Origin of the sequence: Hymenobacter psoromatis (genome assembly GCF_020012125.1) — a bacterium.
GTDB lineage: Bacteria > Bacteroidota > Bacteroidia > Cytophagales > Hymenobacteraceae > Hymenobacter > Hymenobacter psoromatis.
On record NZ_JAIFAG010000001.1, the window covers coordinates 606,044 to 622,720 of the forward strand.

The 16,677-nt window shown below is 56.6% G+C and carries 14 protein-coding genes and 1 tRNA gene; 10 read left to right on the top strand and 5 right to left on the bottom strand.

Annotated features, from left to right (window positions below; all coding sequences use genetic code 11):
- Nucleotides 1-22: 22 nt before the first annotated feature.
- Together LC531_RS02595 and clpX are read right to left on the bottom strand one after the other, a co-directional pair.
- On the bottom strand, nt 23-2,719 hold the full coding sequence (locus LC531_RS02595; protein WP_223648772.1) for a cyclic nucleotide-binding domain-containing protein: 2,697 nt from the start codon (nt 2,717-2,719) through the stop codon (nt 23-25).
- Nucleotides 2,720-2,777: 58 nt separating this feature from the next.
- Nucleotides 2,778-4,001, bottom strand: a complete 1,224-nt coding sequence (clpX, locus tag LC531_RS02600; RefSeq protein WP_223648773.1) for an ATP-dependent Clp protease ATP-binding subunit ClpX — start codon at nt 3,999-4,001, stop codon at nt 2,778-2,780.
- Nucleotides 4,002-4,503: 502 nt separating this feature from the next.
- On the opposite strand from clpX, the gene LC531_RS02605 reads away from it, so the two are divergent.
- Nucleotides 4,504-6,660, top strand: coding sequence for a prolyl oligopeptidase family serine peptidase (locus LC531_RS02605; RefSeq protein WP_223648774.1), 2,157 nt, complete (start codon nt 4,504-4,506; stop codon nt 6,658-6,660).
- 95 nt (nt 6,661-6,755) lie between these two features.
- Here LC531_RS02605 and LC531_RS02610 read toward each other — a convergent pair whose 3' ends face one another.
- The 3 genes from LC531_RS02610 to LC531_RS02620 form a co-directional block, all read right to left on the bottom strand.
- Entirely contained in the window at nt 6,756-7,466 is a 711-nt protein-coding gene (locus LC531_RS02610; protein WP_269808151.1) for an ATP-dependent Clp protease proteolytic subunit, read from the bottom strand.
- Between the two features lie 149 nt (nt 7,467-7,615).
- A complete protein-coding gene (tig, locus tag LC531_RS02615; RefSeq protein ID WP_223648775.1) occupies nt 7,616-8,950 on the bottom strand; it encodes a trigger factor in 1,335 nt (444 codons plus the stop codon).
- Nucleotides 8,951-9,092: 142 nt separating this feature from the next.
- A tRNA-Leu gene (locus LC531_RS02620) sits at nt 9,093-9,177 on the bottom strand.
- Between the two features lie 170 nt (nt 9,178-9,347).
- Between LC531_RS02620 and LC531_RS02625 the strand changes: the two genes are divergently transcribed.
- The 9 genes from LC531_RS02625 (at nt 9,348) to LC531_RS02665 (ending at nt 16,520) form a co-directional block, all read left to right on the top strand.
- Entirely contained in the window at nt 9,348-11,549 is a 2,202-nt protein-coding gene (locus LC531_RS02625) for a RelA/SpoT family protein (protein ID WP_223648776.1), read from the top strand.
- On the top strand, nt 11,546-11,878 hold the full coding sequence (locus LC531_RS02630) for a CHY zinc finger protein (protein ID WP_223648777.1): 333 nt from the start codon (nt 11,546-11,548) through the stop codon (nt 11,876-11,878). Before LC531_RS02625 ends, LC531_RS02630 begins: the two co-directional genes overlap by 4 nt.
- A 209-nt stretch (nt 11,879-12,087) precedes the next feature.
- Nucleotides 12,088-12,543, top strand: a complete 456-nt coding sequence (locus LC531_RS02635; RefSeq protein WP_416139051.1) for a Fur family transcriptional regulator — start codon at nt 12,088-12,090, stop codon at nt 12,541-12,543.
- Entirely contained in the window at nt 12,540-12,890 is a 351-nt protein-coding gene (locus tag LC531_RS02640) for an STAS domain-containing protein (protein ID WP_223648779.1), read from the top strand. The genes LC531_RS02635 and LC531_RS02640 overlap by 4 nt, the downstream gene beginning before the upstream one ends.
- A 131-nt stretch (nt 12,891-13,021) precedes the next feature.
- The gene (locus LC531_RS02645; RefSeq protein ID WP_223648780.1) at nt 13,022-14,290 is read left to right on the top strand and encodes an adenylosuccinate synthase; all 1,269 of its coding nucleotides are present in this window, start codon (nt 13,022-13,024) and stop codon (nt 14,288-14,290) included.
- Nucleotides 14,291-14,360: 70 nt separating this feature from the next.
- Nucleotides 14,361-14,924, top strand: coding sequence for a J domain-containing protein (locus LC531_RS22960; RefSeq protein WP_223653835.1), 564 nt, complete (start codon nt 14,361-14,363; stop codon nt 14,922-14,924).
- A 9-nt stretch (nt 14,925-14,933) separates the two neighbouring features.
- On the top strand, nt 14,934-15,353 hold the full coding sequence (locus LC531_RS02655) for a helix-turn-helix domain-containing protein (protein ID WP_223648781.1): 420 nt from the start codon (nt 14,934-14,936) through the stop codon (nt 15,351-15,353).
- 71 nt (nt 15,354-15,424) lie between these two features.
- Complete coding sequence (locus LC531_RS02660) at nt 15,425-15,955, top strand: transposase (protein ID WP_223653837.1); 531 nt, start codon at nt 15,425-15,427, stop codon at nt 15,953-15,955.
- 28 nt (nt 15,956-15,983) lie between these two features.
- Nucleotides 15,984-16,520 carry a tetratricopeptide repeat protein gene (locus LC531_RS02665; RefSeq protein WP_223648782.1) on the top strand — a complete coding sequence of 179 codons (537 nt, stop codon included), beginning with the start codon at nt 15,984-15,986 and terminating at the stop codon, nt 16,518-16,520.
- Nucleotides 16,521-16,677: the final 157 nt, after the last annotated feature.

Here is a 16,677-nt window from a genome sequence, read left to right on the forward strand (position 1 = left end):
CGCTCGCAATGACAAGCGGCTTTTAAGACCCCAAAACTGCTTCATTCTGCCTCCTCAGCCGCTGGCAAAGCACTTTCATAATGTTGCGCAGCACTTCGGGCCGCTCCTCCATCACGTCGTAAAAGTCTTCCTGGTCCAGGCGAAAGGCCGTGACCACGCCCTGCGCCACGGCCGCCGCCGAGCGTGGCTCCGCATCAAGCAAAGCCAGCTCACCGAAGAAATCGCCCTTGCTGAAAGTAGCCAGCCGCTGCTCGCCGTTGAAAATTCCTACCCCCCCTTCGTAGAGAATAAAAAGCGAGCTGCCCAAATCACCCTTGGCAAAAATCTGGTGGCCGTCGGCAAAGCTGACCTCCTTCATAATGGGTACGATGCTGCTGAGCACGTTTTCGGGCGTTTCGGCGAAGAGGGCGGTTTGCTGAAGCACCGCTACCCGCTCGGCGGCGCTGATGTGTGAGGTAGTGGCTTCGTGGCTCATGCGCAGGGTATCGAGGGTTTGGTGGGCGGTGTTCACGTACTGATACAGGGTAGGCTGCTGGGTAGCGAGCCGCGCCAGAATGGCAAAGGCACTCTCGCGTACCAGCGGGCTGGGGCTGCGTAGGTGCGGCGACAGCCCGGCCACCGTGGCGGCCGTGGGCTGCCAGCGGTCGAGGGCGGCGCGCACCGTCCAGTCCGAAAAAGCCGTTTCGCCGCGCTCCACTATCGTTTCGACAATGGGCGGCGGGGCCAGCAGCGGCCCTAGCAACTGGTCGAAGGTGCGCTCCTTTTCGGCGGGCGGGGCCACGGCCAGCAGCGCCTGCAAGCCCTGGTACGTGGGCCGGGCAATGCTGTTATCGAGCATTTCGAGGGCGTTAGCCTGGCGCTCGCGGGCAGCGTGCGCCACTCCGCGCTGGGCATCGGCAATAAGTTGGGGTGGGTAAATCTGGCCCAGCAGCGCAAATACTCGCTGTTGGGTGCGCATCAGCTCGTAGTCGAGGCAGGTGGCCAGCTCGGGCGCGGCCGTGGCCTGGCCGTGCAGCAGCTGTTGGGCCAGTTGCAGCTCATCGTGCACCAGCGCCTGAAACAGCGGCACCTCCTGCGGCACCACACCGAACAGGCGCAACGCCCGCAACGCCGCCTCGCGCCGAAACAGGTTGGGCTGCCGGGCCAGCGCCACCAGCAGCTGCCGGCTGGCGGCCGTGCGCAGCCGCCCGCACACCAGCGCCACCCGCCGCACCAGCGCGTGGTCGGCATCGGTGCTGAGTAAGTCGGCCACGGCGGGCAGCACGGCGTTGCCCAGGCGTAGCAGATGCCGGGTGGCAGCGGCCCGGTTGGCTTTGTCGCGCAAGGAATGAATAAGCTGCCGCAACTCGGCCGGGCTGGCGGGAGGGGGTAGGGCTTCAGTGGGCGTTTCAAAAGCTGACGTTGCTTCATCTTCGCCCGATGTGAAGCGCTGGCCCAACGCGTGTTGCAGCTCGGCCACGTACTGGCGGTAGGTGCGGGCCAGCAGCAGCAGCACGCCCACCATCACCAGGGCCATCCACCCAAACGGCACCCACGACTGCCCGCCCGGCAGCGTGTGCAGCCCAAATAGTAGCGCGCCGCCCAGCCCCAGGCCCAGCGGCTCGTACAAGCCCTTTGCTAGCGTGTGGGCCTGCAAGCGCTCGGGCGGCGAAAGCGGCTGAAACAGCAGCAGATACACCGGGTCGAACACCGCCCGGCGCAGTACTTCCAGCCCCAGGTACAGCCCGCAGAAGTAGCGCAGCATCAGGCTGATATCGCCGTGGTCGAGGCCCGCGTAGAGGGGTAGGGCCAGCAGCAGCGCTACCGGCAGCACCAGCAGCATCCGCCGCACGCCCAGCCGGTCCAGGGTGCGCTGCGAGAATATCAGCTTGAAAATCAAGGCTAAAATAAACGTGCACACCAGCACCGTGCCCACGTAGCGCATGATGGCCGCCTCGTCGTGAAAGCGGTGCTTGACGTTCACAAAAAATAAGTACTCCACGCCCGTCGTTACCGTCGCCAGGCCCAGCAAGCTCAGGCACATGGCCTGCACTAGCCGGCTTTCGCCAAACCAGCGCCGCAGCCCCGGCGCTACCGCCGCGGTGCGCGCCGGGCGGGGGGTAGGGGCGGCCGTGACTTCATGCGCCCCCAAGGTAGCCTGCAGTACCAGTAGCGCTGCCAGGTAGGCCCCAAACGCGGTAGCCAGCAGCCACGGCAGCTCGGCGTTGGTATGAATAAAAATGGCCAGCACCGCGCCTAGTGCCTTCGCCGGCATGTCGCCCGCACTGATGATGCCAAACAGCCGCCGGCTCTGCCGCACATCAAATACCACCGCCGACACACCCCAAAATTCCAGGCTGGTCAGCATATAGACCACCCGGTAGCCCGTCATAATGGCGACGGCCGCCGCGACCGAGTGCCCCGTAGCCACCAGCACGCCTAGCACCCCCGTAACCGCCACGGCTGCCAGCAGCACCCGCACCACTAGCTTTTGCAGCAGCCAGTGGTGCTCAAAGTGGGCGTAGGCCCGGCCCACCGCCAGCATCGTCAGCGCTGCCACGCCGTAGGCCAGGGGGAGGTTGCGCTCAGGGTTATTTTCCAGCAGCAGCACGTTGGCCGCCACGTACACCAGAATGGTGCCTACCCCCAGCAGAAAATTATGCAGGAAAAACAGCCCCACCGTGCGCCCCTCGTCGGGGCGCAGGCCCAGCAGCTGCCGCCCGCGTTCAGTTACCGTCATGGCCGCAAGTTAGCGCGGAGGCTATCTGTCATTGCGCTCGCAATGACCGGGTGGAACCTTACGCCGCCCGCATCAACCGTATCGGCGACTTCTCAAACTTGCTGCGGGCGTAGCTTTCCGTAATCGTAAACTCGCCTACCCCCGTTTCCGAAGGCATCTCAAACATGGCATCGGTCATAATACTCTCGCAGATGGAGCGCAGCCCGCGCGCACCCAGCCGGTACTCATCGGCGCGCTCCACGATGTATTCCAGCGCCCCTTCCGTAAAGTCGAGCGCGATATTCTCCATGTTGAACAGGCGCTGATACTGCCGCACGAGCGAGTTCTTGGGCTCGGTCAGAATGAGGCGCAGCGTGGTCTTATCCAGCGGGTCGAGGTGCGTGAGCACGGGTAGGCGGCCAATCAGCTCTGGTATCAGGCCGAAGCTCTTGATGTCCTGCGCCGACACGTAGCGCAGGAAATTCTGCTGGTCCACCGTCGCGTCGAGGTTGGTTTTGGCGAAACCCATCGGCTTGGTATTCAGCCGGCTTTTGATGATGCGGTCGATGCCCGAAAATGCCCCGCCGCACATAAACAGGATGTTCTCGGTATTCACCGAAATCATTTTCTGGTCCGGGTGCTTGCGCCCGCCCTGCGGCGGCACGTTGATGGCCGTGCCTTCGAGCAGCTTCAGCAGGGCCTGCTGCACGCCCTCGCCGCTCACGTCGCGGGTGATGCTCGGGTTGTCGCTCTTGCGCGCGATTTTGTCAATCTCGTCGATGTAGACGATGCCGCGCTCGGCCGCTTCCAGGTTGTAGTCGGCCGCTTGCAGCAGGCGCGTCAGGATGCTTTCCACGTCCTCGCCCACGTAGCCGGCCTCGGTCAGCACCGTGGCATCGGCGATGCAGAAGGGCACTTGCAGAATCTTGGCCAGCATCCGCGCCAGAAAGGTCTTGCCCGTCCCGGTTTCGCCCACCATAATGATATTCGACTTCTCAATCACCACCTCGTCGTGTTGCGGCTTCTGCATCAGGCGCTTGTAGTGGTTGTATACGGCCACCGACATCACGCGCTTGGCCTCGTCCTGGCCCACCACGTACTGGTCGAGGTGCTCCTTAATTTCGCGGGGTTTGATGAGATTAAATTTCGGCTGCCGGGCCTCGGCTTGCAGCTTGGTTTCTTCGCTGAGAATGTGTTGCGCCTGCGCCACGCATTTCTCACAGATATGGGCATTGATGCCCGAAATCATCACCGCGACGTCGCGCTTGGGCTTATTGCAGAAGGAGCAGGCTATTTCCGGCATCGGGTCAAAACAGGTAAACTAGGTGGCCAAAGCCACTTTCGGCGAAACGGGTCTAAAGGTACGGCCGCTAAGGGAGTTTACCCACCTGCCTACCCCACCGCCACCCGCCAACGGCTGGTGGTATACGTACCAACCCCCGGCTGACAGCAGATGTTGGCCCCGGCGGCGGCCCTTCGGCTCAAGTTCGGCATTGGCCCGCATTTATGGTTGATTGTCAACACTAAACGCAGGATAAATCAAGTAAAATTACCTATTGTCCACCCTCTCGTCAAGCGTTAGCTTTGCTTTTCAACCAGCTAGTTGCCTACCGCCAACTTGTCAAAGTAGCCAGGGCCACTGCGCGCTCGGCGGAGGCTGTCTCACTCTTGGCAGAGGGGTAGGGCCCTGCCAGTTTAGGGTCGCTGACTCCGCTGCCAGGTCCGCCGGGTTGGTGTCGATGCGCTTGCTTACGCTGCATAACTGCTGTTTTAACTCCTGTTCCTCACTTTCCCCCTCACTTGCTATGAAAAACTTTTTGCTGGTTCTATTGCTGCTGAGCAGCGTGGGTGTTGGTGCGCAGTCGCTACCCGCCACGCCCCAGCGCCCCGTCACCGATACTTATTTTGGGCGGGCCGTGGTAGATAACTACCGCTGGCTCGAAGATACCAAGAGCCCCGAAGTGCTCGCCTGGTTCAAGGCCCAGGGCGACTACACCAAGCAGACGCTCGACCGGCTGCCGGGCCGCGACAGCCTCATCAGCGCGTTTGTGCGCTACGACCGGCTGCGGCCCGCCCGCTACTCCGAAATCAAGAAGCGCGGCAACCGCTACTTCTACCGCAAAACGCTGCCCGCCGAAAAGGTGGGTAAACTCTACCTGCGCGAAGGCGCTACCGGGGCCGAAACCCTGCTCTTCGACCCCGTGGCCTACGACCCGGCTAAAACTTATTCCATAACGGCCTTCACGCCCAGCAACGATGGTCAGCGGCTGGTGGTAGGCCTGCAGGAGGGCGGCGCGGAACTGTCCACGCTCCGCATTATGACGGTGGCGACCCAGGCGCTGCTGCCCGAAAGCATCGTGGCTGTGTCGGGGGGTAGCGTTGATTGGTTACCCACCGATACGGGTTTTCTGTATACCCCCAACAACTCGACCGACCCCAAAGACCCCAAGGGTAACCTCGATACCAAAGCCCGCCTGCACCGCCTGGGTACGCTGGCCTCAGCCGACCCTGAACTGTTTTCGCGGGCTAAAAATCCGGCCTTTCACATTCGGCCCGATGAATATCCCTTCCTCTATTTTTCCGATGACCATACCCAGGTCTACGGCGGCCTGGGCTCAGTCGATAACCGGCAAAATGTGTGGGTCGCTACCCCCGCCGATTTGGGTAAGCCCACCATTCCCTGGCGGCAGCTGGTCGCTCCCACCGATAGCGTCTACAGCTACCTGAAGCTGGGCCCCAAGCTATACCTCTACAGCGTGAAAGGTGCTCCCAAGGGCCGGATTCTGGTTACTGACGCGGCCCATCCCAATCCGGCTACGGCTACGGTACTGCTGCCCGAGGGGCCGCGCAATATTACAAGCATCGTTTCTTCGAAAGATTACTTATTCGTCACGCTCAACGACGGCATCAACGACCACATCCGGCAGTATGACCCGCGCAGCCGCCAGTGGGCCGACGTACCGCTGCCCTTTAGTGGTACGGCCCACGTGCAGCCGCTCGATGCGCCCCGCAGCAATGCCGTGCTGGTAGGCATCACCTCCTGGAAGCAGCCCGCCACGTTCTATGACTACAACCCGGAAAGTAAAAAGCTGGCAATTAGTGCTTTTGAAGTCAAGGCGGAGTACCCCGGCGTGGCCGATTTGGTGGTCGAGGAAGTAGAAGTGCCCAGCCATGATGGCGCGATGGTGCCGCTCTCCCTCATCTACCGCAAGGGCCTTAAGAAGGATGGCCAGGCAATCTGTTTTATGAATGGCTACGGGGCCTATGGTATCTCGTCTGTGCCGTATTTCAGCACCCGCTACCTGGCCCTGCTCAACCAAGGCGTAGTGATAGCCGAAACCCATCCGCGCGGCGGTTCAGAGAAGGGGCAGAAGTGGTACCGCGCCGGCTACCAAACTACCAAGCCCAATACCTGGAAAGATTTCATTGCCTGCGGCGACTACCTGGTGAAGAACGGCTACACCAGCCCGAGCCACCTCATCGGGATGGGCACCAGCGCGGGTGGCATCCTCATTGGCCGGGCCATCACCGAGCGGCCCGATTTATTTGCCGCCGCCATCAGCAACGTGAGCTGCTCCAACGCGCTGCGCATGGAAAACTCGCCTAATGGCCCCGTCAACGTGCCCGAGTTCGGCTCCGTTAAAGACCCGGTGCAGTGCCAGGCGCTCTACGAGATGGATGCTTTTCAGCACGTGAAGCCCGGCACGAAGTACCCCGCCGTCCTGTGCGTGGGCGGCATGAACGACCCCCGCGTGATAGTGTGGCAGCCGGGCAAGCTGGCTGCCGCCTTGCAGGCCGCTACCACCTCCGGCAAGCCCGTTCTGATGCAGGTAAACTACGACAACGGCCACTTTACCGAAGACAAAGCGGTGACCTTCCGCAACTTCGCCAACATGTACGCTTTCGCGCTCTGGCAGGCTGGCCACCCCAGTTTTCAGCCCGCCACCGTGGCCATTAAGTAAGCGCTTGCTACTCATAAAAAGAGCCCTAACCGGTAGGCCAGGGCTCTTTTTGTAATTTGCTTGCTCGCCAGCAATACCAGCTAACGCGCCAGTAGCTAGGCGGCCTTAGCCTTCTCCAGTACCTCATCAATCAGCCCGTATTCCTTGGCCTCATCAGCCCGCATCCAATAGTCGCGGTCCGAGTTGTCATGGATTTCTTGGTAGGTTTTGCCGGTGTGCTGCGCCAGAATGTCATACAGCTCTTTCTTGAGCTTGAGTATCTCACGGGCCGTAATCTCAATGTCCGACGACTGGCCTTGCGCGCCACCGCTCGGCTGGTGAATCATCACGCGGGCGTGGGGTAGGGCCGAGCGCTTGCCCGCTGCACCGCCGGCTAGTAGCACGGCGCCCATCGAAGCCGCCAAGCCGGTGCAGATGGTAGCCACATCGGGGTTCACATACTGCATAGTATCATAAATACCCAAACCGGCATACACCGAGCCACCGGGCGAATTGATGTAAAGCAGAATGTCCTTCTTCGAGTCGGCCGACTCCAGAAACAGCATCTGCGCCGTCAGGATATTGGCGATATAATCGTCCACGGCCGTGCCCAAGAAAATAATCCGGTCCATGATGAGGCGCGAAAACACGTCGATTTCCCGGAAATTCTGCGGACGCTCCTCAATCACCGAGCGGGTCATGTTGGAAGGCATTATCAGCCCGCCGCGTACCTGGCCTTCGACGTTGTTAATATATTGGTCTACCGCTAAGCCGTTGAGCCCCTGGCCCTTCACGGCAAATTTGCGAAACTCTTGTTTGTTCAGCATGAGAAAAAAGTAGGGGGTAGGCCGCGGCCCGCCCGGTTCAAAAGCAAAAGACGGGTAGGGGCCTGAAATGTTGTAAGTATATTGCGGACAACATAAAAAAGCCCTTACGCGGGGCGTAAAGGCTTCTTAATCTCAACCCAACGGGAGGCCTACCCCTCGTTTTGGTTGCGAAATTCTGCGGCCGTTACGGGCTCATCCGTAACAACAACTTTGCCACGCAGGGCTTCCACTACTTTCTCTGCCAGAATGGCCTCGTATTCCTCCACGTAGTGTTTGCCGTTGTCCTGCTTCAGGTAGTTATCGGCGAAGCCCGCCATACCCTGGCGCATTTCGTCGGTCATCTGCATACTGCCGCCAAACTGCCCCAGAATCTTGTCCAGCACGCGGTCGCGAATTTCATCGCGCTCCACCCGCAAGTTCGTGTCTTCCACTACTTTATTGCGAATGAGGCTCCACTTCAGCTCGCGCTCGTAGTCCGAGTAGTGCTGCTCCACGGTGGCAGCATCGAGCTTGCCCTCGTTGGCGCGCACCAGCCACTTCTTGAAAAATTCGGTCGGAATCTGTATCGGGGTGGCGTCAATCATCGCGTCGATGAGGCGGCGGTTCACCAGGTTGTCCGACTCGCGGGTGTAGTTCTCCAGCACCGTTTCGCGCACTTTGGCGTCAAACTCTTCTTTCGAAGTCACCGCCTCGGGGCCAAATACTTTGTCGAACAGCTCCTGATTATCCTCGGGCGCGGCCGTGCGGTTCACTTTCTCCACTTCCAGCTCGTAATCGCCGGTAGCGCCGCTGGCTTCTTCTTTGCTCAGCCCCGAGAAGCTGCGGATAGCGCCCGCGTCGTTGCCAAAAGCTTCGCTGAGGTCAAACGTTAGGGTGTCGCCGGCTTTTACGCCCACGAAGCGCTCCTGGCCACTGGTTACCTTATTAATAGGTAGCAGCACCGTCTGGCCTTCGCCCTCCGCGCCGGCCTTTTTCAGTTTGCCAAACAGGTAGTCGCTGGCCTCCGAAACCTCCGGGTTGGTAGTTTCGCCGTACTGACGGGTAATCTGCTCGTGCGTTTCGGCCAGGGTCGCGTCGTCGAGCGTCACGGCCGGACGCTTCAGCTCCACCTGCTTGTCGGCGGGCAGTTCAAAGTCGGGCAGCAGACCCAGCTCAAACTGGAAATCGAATTCCTTGGCCGTGTCGAAGTCCACGTCGCTGGGCAGGGGTAGGGGCTCACCCAGAATTTTGACGTTATTCGTCTTCAGGTGCTCATCCACGCTGCGGCCGAGCAGGCGGTTGATTTCATCGGCCAAGATGCCCTTGCCGTACATTTTGCGCACTAAGCCAGCGGGCACTTTGCCGGGGCGGAAGCCCTTGAACTGCGCCTTTTTGCTGGTTTCCTTGATTTGCTGCTCCACTGCGTCGCGGTAGTCGGCTTCCTCAAGATGTACGTTCAGCAGCCCGGTCAGCTGCTCCTCATTGCGGTTAAGCGTGATAGTCAAAACGATGGGAGCAAGCTGCTGCCTGCCAGTCGAAGGTTAAAAAATAAATGTGCTAAATGCACCAATGTGCCGAATATGAAGATGTTATAAATCATTTTCACGTTCAGGACAATGGTGCATTCAGCACATTTTCACATTAGCATGGTGCGGATGGAGGGACTCGAACCCACACACCGTAAGGAACCAGAGCCTAAATCTGGCGCGTCTACCAATTTCGCCACATCCGCGGGGGCAGCCGTTCGCTGCGGGGCCGCAAAGGTACTGCGTATCTGGTAGCTTCGCAAACGTAAGCCAAGCTTTCGCTGGCTGGGCGTTGGGCTCACCGGCGACTGACCAGCGAAAGCTTATCCGGCATTCGCGCCACCTTTCCGCTTTCCCGCGTGTTATTTGCGGTACCATGCCTCCCGTAATTGACCTCGAAGCCGAACGCCAGGAAATCCTGCGCCAGTACCGCCGCCTGCTGCGCACGGCCAAGCCGTATTTGCACGAGGGTGATACTAAGCTGATTAAGAAGGCTTTCAATCAAAGCCTGGAAGCGCACAAGGAGATGCGCCGCAAGTCGGGCGAGCCCTATATTCTGCACCCGCTGGCCGTAGCCCAAATCGCGGTGGAGGAAATCGGCCTTGGTACCACCAGCATTGTGGCCGCGCTGCTACACGATGTAGTAGAAGATACGCCCACCGAAATCTCGGATATCGAGCGCGATTTTGGCCCCAAAACTGCCCGCATTATCGACGGGCTGACCAAGATTTCGGGTGTTTTCGAGTACGGTTCCAGCGAGCAGGCCGAGAACTTTCGCAAAATGCTGCTCACACTCAGCGAGGACGTGCGCGTGATTCTCATCAAGCTTGCCGACCGCCTGCACAACATGCGGACCCTAGACTCGATGCCGCGCCACAAGCAGCTCAAAATTGCCAGCGAAACCATTTACCTCTACGCGCCGCTGGCCCACCGCCTGGGCCTCTACGCCATTAAAACCGAGCTGGAAGACCTGCATCTTAAGTATACCGACACCGAGATTTACGCCGAGCTAAAGGGTAAGGTCAAGCAGAGCCAGAGCGCCCGCAACCGCTTTATCAAGGAATTCGTGCACCCCATCGATGAAGAGCTGAAAGCACAGGGCTTCACTTACGAAATCAAGGGTAGGCCGAAGAGTATCTACTCGATTCTTAAGAAGATGCGTAAGCAGAATATCACTTTCGAGGAGGTGTATGACCTGTTTGCCATCCGCGTCATTCTGGACGTGCCGCCCGAGCAGGAGAAGGCCGCCTGCTGGCAGGTGTATTCCATTGTCACGGACTTTTATCAGCCTAACCCCGACCGCCTGCGCGACTGGGTGAGCACGCCTAAGGCCAACGGCTACGAGAGCCTGCACACCACCGTTATGTCGCACCCCGGCCAGTGGGTCGAGGTGCAAATCCGCTCGCGGCGCATGGATGACATCGCCGAAAAAGGCTACGCCGCGCACTGGAAATACAAGGATACCGGCAGCCTACAACCCGAATCGACGCTCGAAGCGTGGGTCAACCGGGTGCGCGAAATGCTGGAAACCAACAATTCGAGCGCGCTCGAATTCATGGATGAGTTTCGCCAAAACCTGTTCGTGAAGGAGGTCTACACCTTCACGCCCAAGGGCAAGCTCATCATTTTGCCCGATAAGGCCACGGCGCTGGATTTTGCCTTCGATATTCATACCCACATCGGCCTGCACTGCCTCGGGGCCAAGGTCAACCAGAAGCTGGAGCCCTTTAGCTACCAACTGCGCAACGGCGACCAGGTGGAAATCCTGACCTCGCACAAGCAGCGCCCTACCCCCGAGTGGCTTACCTACGTGATTACGAGCAAGGCCAAAACCCGCATCAAGGACTTTCTGCGCGAGGACAAGCGCGCCAAGGCCGACGACGGTAAGTTTATCCTGGAAAAGCGGCTGGAATTGATTGGGGTCGAAAACACGCCCGAGAATTTCCAGCGGCTGCTAGCTTATTTTAACGTCCCTACCCCCCCGGAATTCTACTACCGCTTGGCGGTGGGCCAGCTCGACGGCCGCGAAATCCGCGACACGCTCTTCAAGTCGGCCGCGTCGCGCGCCAATTCGGTGCTGGAGCCCAAGAAATTTGACCACGAAGTGCAGAAAATCCGGGGCGTGCGACCCGATATGCTGGTAGTGGGCGAGCGCACGGACAAGTTTAATCATAGCCTGGCGCGCTGCTGCAACCCTATTCCGGGCGACGACGTGTTTGGCTTCGAGACCGAATCGGGCCTCATCATTCACCGCACCAGTTGCCACCGGGCCGTCGATTTGATGTCGAACTACGGCAACCGCATCGTGCGCGCCAAGTGGACCGACCAGCTGGAGCTGGCCTTCCTGGCCGGCATCCGCCTCAAAGGCTCCGACCGGGTAGGGATTGTGAATGACGTGACGCGCATCATCTCCACTAGCCTTAAAGTCAACATGCGTTCCATCACGGTAGACTCGAACGATGGCTTTTTTGAGGGCCAGATTATGGTATTCGTCAACGACACCGACCACTTGAACACCCTTATCCAGCGCCTGAGTAAAGTTAATGGCGTGCTGCAAGTAGAGCGGTTTGAATCGTGAGGGAGCCTACCCCCTTAATTGTCCACGGTACCGCCGTCAATGCGCGCACGCAGTGCACGCATTGGCACTCCGAGCGCGATATTATTGCCATCAAGTTTAGGTGCTGCGGTGAGTTCTACGCCTGCTTTGAGTGCCACACCGAGCAGGCCGGCCACCCGGCGCAGACGTGGCCTCGCGCCGAGTTTGAGGCAGCAGCCATCTATTGCGGCAGCTGTTGTACCACGCTTACCATCAATGCTTACCTGGCCAGCGATAACCAGTGCCCGGCGTGCGCGGCGGCCTTCAACCCCGGTTGCGCCAAGCACTACCCGCTTTATTTTGAAATGTAAACCTTCGGGCGGGCGTTGAGCTTTATCCTAGCTTTGGTAGTCTTGCTAACTTATCTCTTATGAATACGTCATCCACAAACTCTCCGCTGCTTGAGGACGTTGGGCAGGGGGTAGGGGGCTCGTCCGAAACGGGCTACGCCGCCCGGCACGCGCCCAGCGCCGCCAGCCAGGCACCGCTTAATACCGAACGGCTCGAAGAAGTAAAGAAAATATTCACTGCTCACTTGGAGAATAGAGGCCTGCGCAAAACCGCCGAGCGCTACGCTATTCTGGAGGAGATTTACGTTCGCTCCGGCCACTTCGACGTGGAGGAGCTGTACGCCGGTATGAAGGAGCGTAACCTGCAAGTAAGTCGCGCTACCGTCTATAATACCCTCGATTTATTGGTGGAGCAGGGCCTCGTGAGCAAGCACCAGTTCGGCCGCAACTTGGCGCAGTACGAGAAAAGCTACGGCTACCGGCAGCACGACCACGTTATTTGCACCGAATGCCACAAAGTAGTTGAGTTTTGCGACCCGCGTATCCACGGCATCCAAACAATGGTGGGGGACCTGCTCAACTTCCAGATTCTGCATCACTCCCTAAATTTGTACGGCATTTGTGGCGACTGCCGCGCTAAAGCTGTCGCCAATCCTGCCCCGCGCCCGGCAAACCCGCCTAGATGACCATTACCAGCACTATCACCGACGGCATCCTCTATCTTACGCTAACCGGCGACCTTCTTGGCAACCCCGATACGCAGCCAGTGCTGGCAGCCGTCAGCGAACATCTCGGCGGGGCCATCATCTATTGTGCGGTAGACCTGTCGGGTGTCTGCTACATAAATAGCACTGGCATTAGCGTGCTAGTTTCGCACCTTACCAAATTTCGTAGTCGCGGCGGCGAGTTGGTACTCATTAATCCCGCCGAACAATTCAAGAAAATACTGGCGCTCACTAAGCTAACTAATATCTTTGCTATAGCCACCAGTGGAGCTGCCGCCCGTCAGCAACTCTTATTAGCTGCCTGCTAGGCGGCTATTTTTTTGTTATAAAAATTCAATCCCCTCAGCCGCCCTCCAGTTCTCCGGCTCTCTCATCCTCCAAGTTCAAGGAAGAAGATAGGGTAGGGTAATAGTAAGGAGGGCGTCAAATACACTCTAAAATGCCAGTAGACGTATTAATAGGCCTCCAATGGGGCGACGAAGGAAAAGGTAAAATCGTGGACGTTCTAGCGCCAACTTACGACGCCGTAGCCCGCTTCCAGGGCGGCCCCAACGCCGGGCACACCCTCACCTTCGATGGCCAAAAGCACGTGTTGCACCAAGTGCCCAGCGGTATTTTCCACCCCCACATTCTTAATGTTGTCGGCAATGGCGTCGTTCTCGACCCGGTAGTCTTCCGCCAAGAGCTGCAAAAGCTTACAGATAGAGGAGTGGATTACGCCCACAACCTCTACATCTCCAAGAAGGCCCAGCTTATCCTGCCCAGCCACCGCGCCCTCGACCGCATTAGCGAGGAAGCTCGCGGCAATACCAAAATCGGCAGTACTCTCAAAGGCATTGGCCCTACCTACTCCGACAAAATTGGCCGCGTCGGCCTGCGCGTCGGCCATATTCTACTTCCCGATTTCGAGAAGCGCTACCGCGAAGCCGTGGCGCACCACGCTAGTCTAGCTGCTCCCTACGGCAAAGCGCTGGAGATTGAGCCTTTTGAAGCTGACTTCTTCGCTGCCGTCGACTTCCTGCGTACGTTGCAGCTCACCGATACGGAATACCTGCTCAACGACCTGCTCACTCAAGGCAAGCGCATTCTCGCTGAAGGCGCTCAGGGCTCAATGTTGGACGTTGATTTTGGCACCTACCCCTACGTTACCTCTAGTAGCACCATCGCTGCTGGGGCCTGCACTGGACTCGGCATAGCGCCCCGCCACATCGATAAAGTGTACGGTATCACCAAAGCTTATTGTACCCGCGTCGGCGGTGGCCCCTTCCCTACAGAACTGACCGGCGAGGTAGGTGAACAAATCCGCCAGGCCGGCCGCGAGTTTGGCTCCACCACCGGCCGCCCTCGGCGTACCGGTTGGATAGACCTACCTGCCCTTCGCTACGCCATCATGCTCAATGGCGTCACCGAACTGCACCTTATGAAAGCCGACGTGCTCGACGCCTTCGCCGAAATAGAAGTCTGCACCCACTACCGCACTCTTGATGGGGAGGAAACCCCCAACCTCCCCGACCCCGGCCAGCTCGACCAGGTAACCCCCGTGTACCAGCAGCTTCTCGGCTGGTATACCGACCTCACCAATGTTACGGAGGCCGCGCAGTTTCCGAAGCCGCTGCAAGATTATTTGGCTTTTCTGGAAAAGGAACTGCAAGTTCCGATTACGATTGTCAGCGTCGGGCCGGATAGGGTGAGTACGTTGTTTCGGTAGGTTGATAGCAGTCTAAAACGTGTATTATTGTAGCCGTTTTAGTTGGCAATTTGGCTAAATCGGCTACATTATTAATTACTTCCAAGTTCTAGGTCTACAGTTTGGTGCTTCAACAGAGGAAATTCGTAGGGCGTACAGAGAATACGCAAAACACTTTCATCCTGATAAGCACCAAAACAGCGCATTCTTCACTGACCGTTTCCGAAGTGTACAAGAGGCGTATGAACTGCTGATAGACAAAGCAAGACGTGAGCAGTTCGAGCAGTCCTTTCAAGGTGAGAAGCTTCGTGAGTTAAATAAGGCTCTGGCTGAGGAGAAGAAAAAGGCATCTGCGCTTACTGCCGGACTGGCCGAGACTGAAGCTAAGTGTAAGCAGCTGTTGAGCGAGAACGCTGAATTGATAAAGATAGGAGAAAAGCGTAATATTTTTGGTGGTGTATTTAGCAAGACCAAACATAACTGGAAGCTACTTGTCAAGTGGACCTTTGCCATCGCTGGAGCCATATTGGTAGTATACAAGCTCTTTTATCCAAGCTTAACGAATTTGGAGCTTCTTCAAAAAGAGTGCGATTCTATGCTTAACATCATTAATGATAAGTACTCGTTGCTAATTAGTTTATGTTATAATGATTAGCTTTGCATCATGTCAAGAGTTAATACCCCCTTACTGAGTAAATCTGAAAAGTCAGCCTTAGAACAAGGAGCTAGAACGGGAAAGACGCCCTGTTTTCGTGCTAGATGCGAAGTGATTTTATTAAAAGCTATCGGGCTCACCTCAGAGCAAGTAGCCAAGTTTACGGCTATGACTTATGTAAGTGTTAATGGGTGGACAAAACGCTATCAAGAGGAGGGTATTGAGGGACTACAAACAAAGACTGGACGCGGGCGCAAAGCAGTAGTAAGCGTAGTGGAGGATAAAGAGTCTGTTTTGCAAGCTATCAAAGCAAATAGACAACGTATTGAAACGGCTAAAGCGGAATGGGAACAGGAAACTAACAAATCGGTTAGCTTGAGCACCTTTAAATCTTTTTTAAAAGTCTTGACGGACGATATAAGCGAATAAGAAGGCGCTGTAAAGGCAAGCCCTGTCCGGATTTATATGCCTTAAAGAAGGCGCAATTAACTGAATTAGAGATACTTTGCGAGCAAGGTTTTCTAGACTTATTTTACGGAGATGAAAGCCATATGTGCAGTACGGGCTACGTGCCCTACGGGTGGCAGTTACTAGGAGAAGAAGTTTTCATACCAGTTGAGCAAGGCTATAAAATCAATATTTGGGGACTTATTAGCCGACGCAATCAAACCCATTGGTTAACAACGGAAACGACTATTAGCGCAAATTTTATCTTTACACAACTAGAAGAATTATCTTTTAAGATTCGAAAGCCAACAGTAATTGTGGTAGATAATGCAAGTATCCACAAAGCGCAGCTAATCCAGCAGCAATTACCTTTTTGGGAAGCCCGCGGATTACGTATATTTTATTTACCTACTTATTCGCCACACCTCAATATTGCGGAAACACTTTGGCGTAAATTGAAGAAAGAACAGCTTGACCCAGGTGACTACTTTAATAAGGATACTCTTTTCTACGCAGTTAATCGTTGCTTAGCGCAAGTAGGAAATTTATGGAGAATAAATTTCTCAAAATTTAACATAAACTAATTAACCACGGGTACTTAAACCTAAATACGTGATTAAACAAGCAGATTCCTTGTTTGCCGATAAATCGTTGATAACATCAAGCTTACAGCAGAGGGATTCCAAAACTCATATTTTGGTTGCTGATATTTTCTCGATGCGAGGATACGCCAAGCACAGGTTAGATAACGATACTGGAGCTGTGAGAGACTTCACTAAAGCTGCATCGCTTGGGAATTGCTCAGATGATGCACGTTTGTATAAATTTCGTGGGGAGGCTAGATTAGAACTAGGTGATACCGTAGGAGCTTTGCAAGATTTCGGGACATCTATTTCACTGTTGTCGGAAAAAAACCGTGCTTACGAGGATAGAGCTGATGTACTACTTAGCCACAAATCCTACAATAGAGCGTTGCAGGACTATAAAATGGCTGTAAATATTAGACCAGGAGAAGGTGCTTTGCTTAATAAACTAGGGAATTGCTACTTTGCCATGAATAGGCTTGATTCTGCCTGTGTCATTTGGCGGCGGGCCGGAGAACAAGGGGATGGGAGTGCATTTGAAAACATCAAAAACTTCTGTCGTTAGTCTATGAGGGTATTGCGGTATTATTCGGTCAGAAATTTTTGCCCCCGCTCTCAGACACTTACAACCCGCGCTAACCTTATTTCTTAATTCACCGCTTGCCAAACCGAAAGGCCCTGCTACCTTTGCAGTCCCAAACGGCAACCGGCCTACTGGAAAA